Origin of the sequence: Pontibacter sp. MBLB2868 (genome assembly GCF_051904785.1) — a bacterium.
Classification (GTDB): domain Bacteria; phylum Bacteroidota; class Bacteroidia; order Cytophagales; family Hymenobacteraceae; genus Pontibacter.
Window position 1 is genome coordinate 414764 of the sequence record NZ_CP196710.1, and the last position, 11439, is coordinate 426202.

At 44.8% G+C, this 11439-nt stretch carries 11 protein-coding genes; 8 read left to right on the forward strand and 3 right to left on the reverse strand.

From position 1 onward, the window contains the following. Positions 1–68: 68 nt before the first annotated feature. Positions 69–458, reverse strand: coding sequence for an SPW repeat protein (locus tag ACSX1A_RS01785; RefSeq protein WP_439881894.1), 390 nt, complete (start codon positions 456–458; stop codon positions 69–71). 94 nt (positions 459–552) lie between these two features. Further along, a complete protein-coding gene (locus tag ACSX1A_RS01790; RefSeq protein WP_439881895.1) occupies positions 553–1056 on the reverse strand; it encodes an RDD family protein in 504 nt (167 codons plus the stop codon). Between the two features lie 303 nt (positions 1057–1359). Here ACSX1A_RS01790 and murI point away from each other — a divergent pair, with 303 nt between their 5' ends. Beyond that, the gene (gene murI / locus ACSX1A_RS01795) at positions 1360–2175 is read left to right on the forward strand and encodes a glutamate racemase (RefSeq protein ID WP_439881896.1); all 816 of its coding nucleotides are present in this window, start codon (positions 1360–1362) and stop codon (positions 2173–2175) included. Positions 2176–2191: 16 nt separating this feature from the next. Here murI and ACSX1A_RS01800 read toward each other — a convergent pair whose 3' ends face one another. Continuing rightward, positions 2192–2905 carry a hypothetical protein gene (locus ACSX1A_RS01800; protein WP_439881897.1) on the reverse strand — a complete coding sequence of 238 codons (714 nt, stop codon included), beginning with the start codon at positions 2903–2905 and terminating at the stop codon, positions 2192–2194. Between the two features lie 149 nt (positions 2906–3054). Between ACSX1A_RS01800 and ACSX1A_RS01805 the strand changes: the two genes are divergently transcribed. From ACSX1A_RS01805 to ACSX1A_RS01835, 7 genes are all read left to right on the forward strand, one after another. Further along, entirely contained in the window at positions 3055–4158 is a 1104-nt protein-coding gene (locus ACSX1A_RS01805; RefSeq protein ID WP_439881898.1) for a complex I subunit 1/NuoH family protein, read from the forward strand. 115 nt (positions 4159–4273) lie between these two features. Continuing rightward, positions 4274–4879: a NuoI/complex I 23 kDa subunit family protein gene (locus tag ACSX1A_RS01810; protein WP_439881899.1), complete on the forward strand. Its 606-nt coding sequence runs from the start codon at positions 4274–4276 to the stop codon at positions 4877–4879. Between the two features lie 23 nt (positions 4880–4902). Beyond that, positions 4903–5415: an NADH-quinone oxidoreductase subunit J family protein gene (locus ACSX1A_RS01815; RefSeq protein WP_439881900.1), complete on the forward strand. Its 513-nt coding sequence runs from the start codon at positions 4903–4905 to the stop codon at positions 5413–5415. A 2-nt stretch (positions 5416–5417) separates the two neighbouring features. Next, positions 5418–5726, forward strand: coding sequence for an NADH-quinone oxidoreductase subunit NuoK (gene nuoK, locus ACSX1A_RS01820; RefSeq protein ID WP_439881901.1), 309 nt, complete (start codon positions 5418–5420; stop codon positions 5724–5726). Between the two features lie 205 nt (positions 5727–5931). Further along, positions 5932–8118 (forward strand): NADH-quinone oxidoreductase subunit L, encoded by a 2187-nt coding sequence (gene nuoL, locus ACSX1A_RS01825; RefSeq protein WP_439881902.1) that lies wholly within the window; start codon positions 5932–5934, stop codon positions 8116–8118. A gap of 69 nt (positions 8119–8187) precedes the next feature. After that, positions 8188–9933 carry a complex I subunit 4 family protein gene (locus tag ACSX1A_RS01830; RefSeq protein ID WP_439881903.1) on the forward strand — a complete coding sequence of 582 codons (1746 nt, stop codon included), beginning with the start codon at positions 8188–8190 and terminating at the stop codon, positions 9931–9933. Then, positions 9934–11439 (forward strand): NADH-quinone oxidoreductase subunit N, encoded by a 1506-nt coding sequence (locus ACSX1A_RS01835; RefSeq protein WP_439881904.1) that lies wholly within the window; start codon positions 9934–9936, stop codon positions 11437–11439.

The window sequence follows — 11439 nt, forward strand, 5'->3', positions numbered from 1 at the left end:
CGCAGCGTAAAGTAAAACAGGCTGACCTAAATGGTCAGCCTGTTTTACTTTACATTGATTATCTAAGCTTATTGTGCCCTTTCATGTTGTGGGTTTTTTGCCACGTAATCCCGGCTTGGCACCCGATGCGTAGTTAATGATGCAAGAATGATAAATAAGCCCCCAATTAAATGAGGCGTATAAACCCTGTCTGCAAAATTGAACATCCATGGCGCAAGTGCCAGGATGACGCCTATACCAAAATCAACCATTAAATGCGATTTCATTGGTATTTTATGGATGATACCAACTTCAAAGTCGGTGAATATAGTCTGAAACAATACTAGTATACCTGCAGCTACTATAGTCCAGGTGGCATAGCTGACATCTGAAAAATTGAATAGCCAGGGAGATATAATGAGTACTAAACCAACTATATAGTCCAATATGCCGTGAAAACGGGTCGGAATAAATCTCATGGTTATCCTCCTTTCTAAATGTATGTTATATATAAGTATACGGGAGGCTGTTTTGTTTGTAACAAAACAGTGCAATTTTTTAGTTAAATATCTACTAGTCCGTTACCACTACTGTGCGGGCAATATAATCGTGCAGCATCTGCCGGCGCCTGGTAGACAGGATCAGCAGAAAGCCAAGGCAAAGCGGAATAGCAGAGAGGATTTTAGAGAAGTAGCGGATATTTGCCTGTAAAAAGCTTATGCGTCTGCCCCGCAGGTCTGTCACCCGTAACCCTAAAGTAAATTTACCAATAGTTGCCTGCTTCGGCGACGACTCCAGCAATGTATTGTATAACCAATGCAGAACAGGGAGGTAGATATTGAAGAATAACATCTTAATGATCACCCATATTTCAAGCATGCTGATCGAATGATCATGGAACAATTCCTTCCAGGTATACAACTGCTGCGGTTCCTTAGCTGTAGAATATAAGATGATGGTATACCAAAACACTATCAGAGAAGTATCTACCAAAAAAGAGACAAAGCGTGTAGCAAGGCTGCCATATAAAGAAGACCTTTGAATGGTAGGGTTCGGAATACTAAGGGCAGATTGCATCAGGGGTCTTGGTTAAGGGTTCTTTATCAGGAAAAAAAAATTCTGGAGCAAAGGAAACCTAGAGTAGGCTGGACTGCAGTTAAGAGCCAGGTGTGAATCAGTAATGCTAAGTTATAATATAGACTTTAAACAACAAATTATTTAATAAAAATAATTTAAAAGTTATTTTATGGTAATAAATGGTTCAAATTTGTAACTAAAAAGCTTGCTGTTTCATTCATTAAGGGAATTAAATTTGTGTAAACAGACATATTTTGAGGGTTAACATAAATTTTGGCCTCTTTTTGTATAAATTCGCTCTTCATGACGCTAGATAAAATAAACAGGCCCATTGGCATATTCGATAGTGGTATTGGAGGGCTAACTGTGGCTAAGGCAATTACAAATGTGTTGCCCCATGAGCGAATCGTATACTTTGGGGATACTGCACATTTACCGTATGGGGACAAGTCAACGGCAGCCATACAGGCTTATGCCGTAAAGATCTGCGACCTGCTGATAAAGCAACAATGTAAACTGATACTGATTGCCTGTAATTCGGCATCAGCGGCAGCTTACGACCTGGTAAAAGAGTACGTTGGCAGTAAAGCGAAGGTATTGAATGTGATTGACCCTATCGTTGCACATATAGGCCATACTTATCCGGGCAAGACCATCGGTCTTATTGGTACCAAGCAAACGGTTAACTCCAACGTATACCGAAAGAAAGTTGATGAACTGGATAAAAGTATAGAGTTGAAGTCGCATGCCACACCGCTATTGGCCGCTATGATAGAGGAGGGGTTCTTTAATGACTCTATATCTGAAAGTGTCATTCATGCTTACCTCTCTGATCAGGACCTGTCTGGTATAGAAGCGCTTATACTTGGTTGTACGCATTACCCGCTTATCAAAAAACAAATAGAAGGCTACTACAAAGGTGAAGTAGATGTGCTGGATGCCAGCCAGATCGTGGCCCAGCATGTAAAAACGTACCTGGAGCAGAATAACCTGGCATCGGATAAACTGACAGGAGAACATCACTTTTATGTTTCTGACTTTACCCGCTCTTTCGAAGAAAGCACACGCATCTTCTTTAAGCGCCGGGTGCACCTGGAGCATTACCCGCTTTGGGAGTAGTAGTTCGTAAATAACGTTATTGGGCACGTACATTGGCTGGTAAATTCATATTAACCAGCTTCACTTCACCATCTGCGCCATCTTTCCCGTTTACTTTGCCATACCTGCCAGGTTTGCCACCTGTTCCTCCTTTGTATAGTAGTATAATGGAGTTTTGCTTACGATACTGGTTAAATCTGGGTATAAAATCTTGCGTGCTGTAAGTTAAAGTAATGGTGCCGCCATTGCCACCACGCCCGCCAAGTCCTCCTGCTTTTGTTGCGCGAACCGGTGCTGCACTTTTATAAGTACCATCTCCGTCGGACTTTATGGTAGATGCAAGTTCAGAAACCCCATCTTCACCAGTGTCGCCGTTGCCGCCTCCGGTGTCAATAACGAGGCTGCCTAACGTTACAAAATGGATATTAACTTCTGCAGGGCTCCCATCTTGACCATTAGAGGCGTGTACACCGGTTCTTCTGAAAGAGCCATCTAAACCTTTGGCTATAATTTTACAGTTTTTGCCAATAAACGCTGCATTTACGCCCATTAAGGCAGGTTTTCCCTGATTGAATTGAATGGTTGCCTTATGGTGCATGATCAGCGTATCTGCGAGTAACACATTATCAGGACCAACCAGGTATACTTCGTTTTCGTTTATAACTAACCTCGAAATCGCGCTCTGCGCTCTTAATTGGGATGCGTTACCCAACAAAAGTAAGGTTGCCGCAAGGATAAGTCTCTGATACATTTGTTTGATGACATGAGGTTTGTCTGAGTAATTATAGTAAAAATTAGATATATACTGTATAACTCCCCGCTAATTTATTTAAACAAGCTCTTGAGTACCATTTTAACACATTAAAAACTACCTTTGCCTGTTATCAAACCTCAACGCCTATGCTTGCTTTTGTGCTCACTCTTGTGCTGTTGCTGCTGGTCGTAATTGTGCTGGCGTATGCAGAGCGTAAGGTGGCTGCCTTTATGCAGGACCGCCTGGGGCCTACAGAAGCCGGGCCATACGGTAGCCTGCAGCCTGCCCTTGATGTGCTGAAACTGCTGCAGAAAGAGGATATTGTGCCTGCTGCTGCTGATAAGGCCCTTTTTAAGCTGGCACCCATCCTGATCTTTGCCGCGGTATTCGCAGGCTTTGCTGTGATCCCTTTTACACCTTCTATAGTGCCTGCAGGGATCGGCATCGGCGTGTTTTATTTGTTAGCCATCGTGTCGTTAGATGTTGTTGGCTTGCTGATGGCAGGGTGGGGGTCTAATAACAAATATGCCATGCTGGGGGCTATGCGCTCAGTGGCTCAGATTGTATCCTATGAGATTCCGGCTGGTTTGGCTATACTTTCAGCTGTTATGATATGCCAGTCACTGGACTTTCAGGAGATCAGTTACCAGCAAGGTGCGCTCATGAACCAGTTTCCGGGTATGGAGTATGAAATGAACTGGTTATTCGGAATTCGTAACCTGGGTATTAATACAACAACTATAGGTGGAATCACTACCTGGAATATCTTTCGGGCTCCCATGTTGTTAGGTGCATTTATAATATACTTTATCGCTTCCCTGGCAGAAAGCAACAGGGCCCCTTTTGATATTCCGGAAGCTGAATCTGAGCTGGTGGCAGGTTTTCACGTGGAATACTCCGGGTTTAGATTTGCAGTGCTTTTCCTGGCAGAGTATAGTATGATGATATTGGTGAGCCTGGTGGCAGTAGTGCTGTTCCTGGGTAGCTGGAATACGCCTTTTCCGAATATCGGGCCTGTAAGCCTTGCCTACTGGACGTCGGGAACCGTAGGAGAAGTGTCAGGAATAATTTGGGGAGGATTCTGGTTGCTCTCTAAAACATTTGTGCTTTTGTTTGTACAGCTTTGGTTGCGTTGGACCTATCCGCGCTTACGCGTAGACCAGTTGATGCACCTGTGCTGGAAAGTACTGACACCAATAGTCCTGGGCATTGTGTTGCTGGCAGGTATCTGGCGTTTGTTAATGATATAACTGAACTAGACACAAGTATTAAGATACAATACGTAAGACTATTACTTAGGAGAAAAGGAATCGTGCTGATGCAAAAGCCCTTTGTCTTCAATCTTATGGCCTGTGTGCTCTTACAATGGAAAAAAAAATAGCTAAACATAAAAACGGATTTTGGGATGTAGTGCAATCGCTGCTGAGTGGGCTTCGTTTGACATGGCAGCATTTTAAAAAGGCCGGTAACCGCCGTACCCCGGAATATATCTCGGATGATAATTACTTTAAGCAAGCAGAGGGACTGGTTACTCTAAAGTATCCTTATGAGTCAATCCCTGTACCTGATAACGGACGTTACCGCCTGCACAACGAGATCGATGATTGTATCGTTTGTGACCTGTGCGCCAAAATATGCCCTGTTAACTGCATCACTATTGAGTCGGTTAAAGCTACCGAGGAGATAGGTATGACATCCGACGGTACAAAAAAACGCCTTTATGCGCCAGTATTTGACATTGATATGGCCAAGTGCTGTTATTGCGGCCTCTGCACTACAGTTTGCCCAACCGATTGCCTTACCATGACGCCTGTGTACGATTTTGCTGAAGTGAATATCCAAAACATGATTTACCACTTTACTGACCTGACACCAGAGCAAGCCGAAGAGAAGAAACAGTTATTGGCGAAGCAGCAGGAAGAAATGGCGGCTGCCAAGGCAGCCGCACTGGCAGCCAGGAAACAAGGTTAGTTTTCATAGATAAAAAGGAATAGATGCTCTTCTACATTTTCGCCGCATTGGCTATACTTTCCGGGGCGTACATGGTACTGACGCGTAATCTGTTGTATGCCGGTTTTTCGTTACTGGTAACGCTGTTAAGTGTAGCGGGTATATACGTGCTGTTATATGCTGATTTTATCGCCATTACGCAGTTAATGGTCTACGTTGGCGGTGTGTTGGTCCTGATCTTATTTGGCATCATGCTTAGCAGCCGCGTGCATGATAAGTCAGTCGTTTCTGAAAATGTAAATACCGTTTGGGGCCCTACAATATCTGCCCTGGTTTTGATCGGGCTGAGCTATATTATTTTAAAGTCTAATATAAGTGCTTTGCCCTGGCTGCAGACAGCTGATACCACTGTCCTGAATCAACAGAAAAGTACGGTGCAGAGTATAGGCATAAAGTTAATGACAGATTTTGTAGTGCCGTTTGAAGTAGCATCATTGCTGATGTTGATTGCCCTGATCGGTGCGGCCTACATTGCTACCGATAATCAGAAAGTATAAGTATGGAGCAAATTCCGATAGAGCATATCCTGCTGCTAAGCGCTGTTCTTTTTAGCCTGGGCATACTTGCTGTTATTACAAAACGACATGCTGTGCTGGTACTGATGGGTATTGAGCTTATCTTTAATGCTGCTAACCTAAACCTGGTGGCGTTTAGCCGCTATGATCCACTTCTGTTGCAGGGGCAGCTGTTCTCCCTGTTTGTAATTGTTGTTGCCGCAGCCGAAGCAGCAGTGATCCTTGCCATTATACTGCGCGTTTACCAGCATTTTAGAACGGCCAATCTGAGTCAGATCATCAGCAAAGAGTAGGGCAAAGTTTTATAATCGGAAAACTGCAGAATGTTTGTAGTCCGCAACCTTTTCTCCCTATCCCTGGACTTAGGCTTGAGTTATATCTACCTTCTCCTATTAATGCTTAAATCCTATAAAACTTGGTTCTTTATACTTAACTTTGGCGCCTGTTAGCGCAGTTTGAAATAACAGCAAATAACTAAACCGAAACCAAAAGTATAACTTGGAGCTATCCGCACTTTTAGAGCCTCTGGCTGGCACACTTCAAACTACAGTAGCTCTGTGGTTGTTGCTGTTGCCACTTCTGGCTTTTGTGGGCTTATACTTCTTCGGTAACAAACTACCCCGCCACGGTGACTGGTTGGGAATAGGTTTAACCTTCATCGCATTTGCCCTGGCTGTATGGCTCTTTCAGCAGACATGGAATACGGCTACCTTTCACACCCGAACCACGTGGTTTAGTTTAGCCTCGCTCTCTGGCGCTGTTGCTGATTTTACTGCAGGCATTTTGCTGGATAACCTGGCGGTGCTGCTGTTGGTGATCGTAACTTTCATTTCCCTGCTTGTACAGATCTTCTCGGTTGGCTACATGCACGGCGACAAAGGTTATAGCCGTTATTTTGCTTATTTGGGGCTATTTACCTTCAGTATGCTGGGCATTGTGCTCGTAGATAATCTGCTGCTGCTGTTTATGTTCTGGGAACTGGTAGGGTTCTCATCTTACCTGCTGATTGGTTTCTGGTATGACAGGCCGGCAGCAGTAGCAGCCAATAAAAAAGCTTTTCTTGTAAACAGAATAGGTGATCTGGGCCTTCTCCTGGGGCTGTTTGCTTTCTATACATACTTCCGAACATTTGATCTGGAGGCACTTCGGACGCTGGTTGGTTCGGGCACCTGGGCAAACGGTAATTTTATATTGCAATATACCCTTTCCGATCAGCCTTGGCTGATAGAGCTAAGTCCGGTGGTGCTTACTTTAGCAGGTTTAGGTCTGTTTATGGGGTGTGTAGGCAAGTCGGCACAGTTTCCGCTGCAGGTTTGGTTGCCAGACGCCATGCAGGGTCCTACGCCGGTTTCTTCGCTGATACATGCGGCAACTATGGTGGCGGCAGGAGTTTACCTGCTTGCACGTTGCTATGCGTTTTTCACCATCGATGCACTTACTGTAATGGCGGTTATTGGGGCAGTTACAGCTTTGCTTGGGGCCTTAGCGGCGCTTACGCAGCATGATATTAAAGCTGTACTTGCATTTTCCACTATCTCACAGTTGGGGTACATGGTGATGGGGATGGGTACGGGTGCACACGATGCAGCCTTATTACACTTATCGACCCATGCGTTTTTTAAAGCAGCCCTGTTTTTAAATGCCGGGATCATTATACATGCCATGCACCGGGGGCTCCACCATTTGCACCCATACAAGCACATCGATCCGCAGGACATTCGTAACATGGGAGGTTTGCGAAAGGCTTTACCGGTTACATTTTATACCTACTTGTTAGCTGCCGCTGCCTTAGCTGGAATACCGCTTTTTTCCGGTTTCCTGTCAAAAGACGCTATACTTTCTGTTACCTGGGCCTGGGCGCAAACCATGAGTGCGAACGGGAATAATCTTTATTACCTGGTACCGGTAACAGGTTTTATGGTCGTGCTCCTGACAGCCTATTATATGACCCGCCACATGTGGTTCATGTTCTTCGGGAGCTTCAGACTACCCTTCGATGTCAATAAATTAAGGCTTGCTGCCGGTAGTGAGGCAGAGCGGGTGATGCTATTGCCAGTCGTTTTACTGGCCATCCTTTCACTAGGTATATTCTTTTCGATTAACCCGCTGAACTTTAGCGATAGCTGGGTAGTGCAGGGAATTGGCCTGCAGCAACTGTTGCCAACAGGCGTGTTGCTATCAGGTGGGCTTGTACCGGAGATCGTGCTTCAGAATGAAGCCAACCATTTCCTTCATATTATTTTCGGAGTACTATCTGCTTTACTAGCAGCCACTGGTGTCATTCTGGCGCTTATCCACTACAACAGAAAAACAGAAGAATTCCTGGTGCATGAAACACCGCAGGGGGCTTTTGCACGCTTTACGTTCCATCACTTTTACCTGGACAGCCTTTATAGTAATTATTTTGTAAAACCAACATTGCTCTTGTCTCGGAGCCTGTACAGGGTAGATAAGCGCATTATCGATTATACACTTGATTACAGCGCAAAATGGCTGGTTGTACTTTCAAAAATAGTAGCCTGGTTTGACAGATTGGTAGTGGATGGTACCGTGTGGTTAGTTGGAGCTTTATCTAAAGTAATAGGATGGCTTGGGCGAAACCTGCAAAATGGGAAGGTGCAGTCGTACTACGCCTACTCTCTTTTCGGATTTATTTTAATAATACTATACATCGTTCTTTTTTGATGTTAATTTCGTGACCGAAATCAGATTTAATTTATAACAAGACACATATATCAACCCTAAAGCCAGTTGATGGATTTTATACTCAGCAGTCTCATTTTTTCACCTTTACTAGCGGCGCTTTTTGTGCTGCTCATGCCGTCTCACCTGCACAAGCCCATCAAAGTGGTGACTTTACTAGGTGTGCTGGTACAAATGGTGTTGGCTGTCTGGTTGTATGTGGCCTACGATGGAGCAGCATTTGCGAATGGGCTGGCAGGGTATCAGTTTGTTGAGAAACTGCATTGGATCGGGTTTTCATTAGGTAGCCTGGGGCGGCTGCAGATAGATTATTTCGTGGGTGTGGACGGTATTAGCGTTGGCATGGTGCTCTTAACAGGCATTATAGGGGTGATCGGAGTTATCTCGTCCTGGACCATTGATAAGAACATTAAGGGGTATTTTCTGCTTTACCTCCTGCTACTTTCAAGCGTTATGGGGTGTTTTCTGGCCCTTGACTTCTTCCTATTCTACCTCTTCTTTGAGTTTATGCTCCTGCCAATGTACTTCCTGATCGGAATTTGGGGTGGGCCAAGGAGGGAATACGCCGCTATAAAGTTCTTTATTTATACTTTAGTAGGATCTTTGTTTATCCTGATCGTGATGATCGGGCTTTATACTTCCGTAATTGACCCGCAGGCAACCGCACTGCAAATGGGTTTACTGAAACCCGGCGAACCTGTGTCTTCCAACGCACTTATGCAGGTACAGCAACTACTGCAGCAGAATGTGATTGATGAAGCTGACATGGTACGTACTTTCAGTATTCCGGCAATGATGGAGCCTGCCAATTTTATACCTGATAGCCTGCTGCATGTCCTTTCCGGGGTTGTGCTATGGGATCTCCCGATTCGATTTATTGCCTTTCTTTTGCTTTTTGCCGGCTTTGCCATCAAAGTGCCTGCAGTTCCGGTACACACCTGGTTGCCCGATGCTCACGTAGAAGCTCCAACGCCAATTTCAGTTTTACTGGCCGCTATACTCCTGAAAGTAGGAGGTTATGGCCTGATACGAATCGTTTACCCGGTTTTTCCGGATGCCGGAGCGTATTTCTCTATACTTGTAGGTGGGTTGGGAGTGCTCTCTATTATCTATGGCGCCCTTTGCGCCCTTGCCATGAACGACCTGAAAAAGCTTATCGCCTATTCATCGGTCTCTCACATGGGTTTTGTTTTACTGGGCTTAGCTTCGCTGACAACGGAAGGTGTTAACGGGGCAGTGTATATGATGTTCAGCCACGGGATTATTTCTGCTATGCTCTTTTTGGTAGTGGGCGTGATCTATGATCGATCCCATGACCGCATGATACTGAATTTCAGAGGTCTTGCAAGTAAAATGCCTGCCTATACTTCTTTTGTTGTCATAGCATTTTTTGCATCCTTAGGGCTGCCTGGCTTCTCTGGTTTTATATCGGAGTTACTGGTGCTGGCGGGTGGTTTTAGTGCACCTGAAATTACTGGCATGCTGCCACGCTGGTTCACTATTGTGGCGGTGTTTGGGCTTCTCCTGTCAGCGGCTTATTACCTGTGGGCGCTGCAGCGTATGTTCTTTGGTAAGTTCTGGCTTTTCCCGGAGTTAAGGGCAACTGCCGTCATTAAAGATTTGACTTTCCGGGAATACCTGATGTTGGTGCCTTTAGCTGTTCTTGCTTTGCTATTTGGAATTTTCCCGCACCTGCTCCTGGATAAAGTAAGCGTTTCTATATCTGGTTTTACTGAAATAGTTTTACAGAACGGGCAGGAGCAGTTAAATATGGTTTTATCATCTTTACTCCCATAAGTGAACGAGCAGGCATTATACTTAACCGAAAAGATTGATGCCATTGTAGCGGGGGCAGGTTCACTGCTGCCCGAATTTATACTGGCTGTTTTCTTCCTGCTGCTTATAACTGTCGACCTTTTTAAGCTGAGGTCAATCAAGGCCATTCTTCCCTGGCTTGCCTTAACAGGATTGTTTGCATCTTTGGTTGTGCAGCTGCTAGGCACTTCTGCTACCTATACTTCTGCCTTTCTGGGGCTGCTTTTTTCAGATGGCCTGGCGCGGTTTGCAGGTATACTTTTTAGTATGTCCGGCATTTTTGCCATACTACTATCTGTGCTTAACAAACCACTCGAGAAGCTAAAGTATGGGCATGGCGAATATTATGGCCTGATACTTATGCTGGTGCTTGGGCTCAATCTGATGGCAAAGTCAGTTAATTTGCTGATGGTATTCCTTTCAATTGAAACAGTCTCGATCGCTTCTTACATCCTTACGCTTACCTTTAAAGACAATCGCAGGTCTGTAGAGTCAGCTATAAAGTATATCCTGTATGGTGCTTTGTCAGCGGGCGTGATGCTCTATGGCATGTCCTTCTTCTATGGTGTAACCGGAAGCTTAAACTATACGACAGAGTCATTTGCGCTGGCCTTACTGCAGGCAGATACCACGCTGGTGACAGTTGCCGCCATACTTGTCTTTGCAGGCTTCTTTTTTAAAGTATCAGCAGCACCTTTTCATTTTTGGGCCCCGGATGTTTACCAGGGTGCACCGATGCCTGTTGTTGCCTTGTTCTCCACTGGCCCTAAGATGGCGGCTGTCGTGGTGATACTACGCTTTTTAACTGCTTTTACAGATCCGCTTGCTTTTGCTGATGTGCAGCTTTTCTTAGGCATCGCGGCAGTTGTAACCTTAGCAATCGGAAACTTTACGGCGCTATGGCAAAAAGCTCCCCGCAAACTGCTGGCATATTCTTCGGTGTCGCATGCGGGCTTCCTGCTGACTGCCTTGCTGGCTTTTGGTACCGACTATACTTCCAGTGTGCTTTTTTACCTGGCGGTATTGCTGTTTATGAACTTCGGTATTTTTCTGTTCCTGCAAATAATGGAGGATGAGCTGAAGATAGATGAGTTAGAACAGTTTTCCGGTTTGGGTAAATTGTATCCTTACTTAGGCGTGATGGCTTTGCTATACCTGCTGTCGCTGACAGGCTTGCCACCACTGGCAGGTTTTATAGGAAAGCTATTTATTTTTACGAATGTTTGGGAAGCTTACAGAATTACAGGGAATTCAATGTTGCTGGCGCTTTTGGTCACCGGAATATTGCTTACAGGTGTTGCCTTGTTCTACTATATAAAGATTCCTTACTACCTTTTCTTTAAACGGAATTATAGCGAAGAAAATTTAGTTATTTCACTGTCGAATAAAATGTTGCTGGCTTTGTTTGCCTTGCCGTTGCTCGTTCTGTTTTTTAAACCGGACCTGCTGCTGACCTGGATTGAACAAATGCTGGCCCAGACACTATAA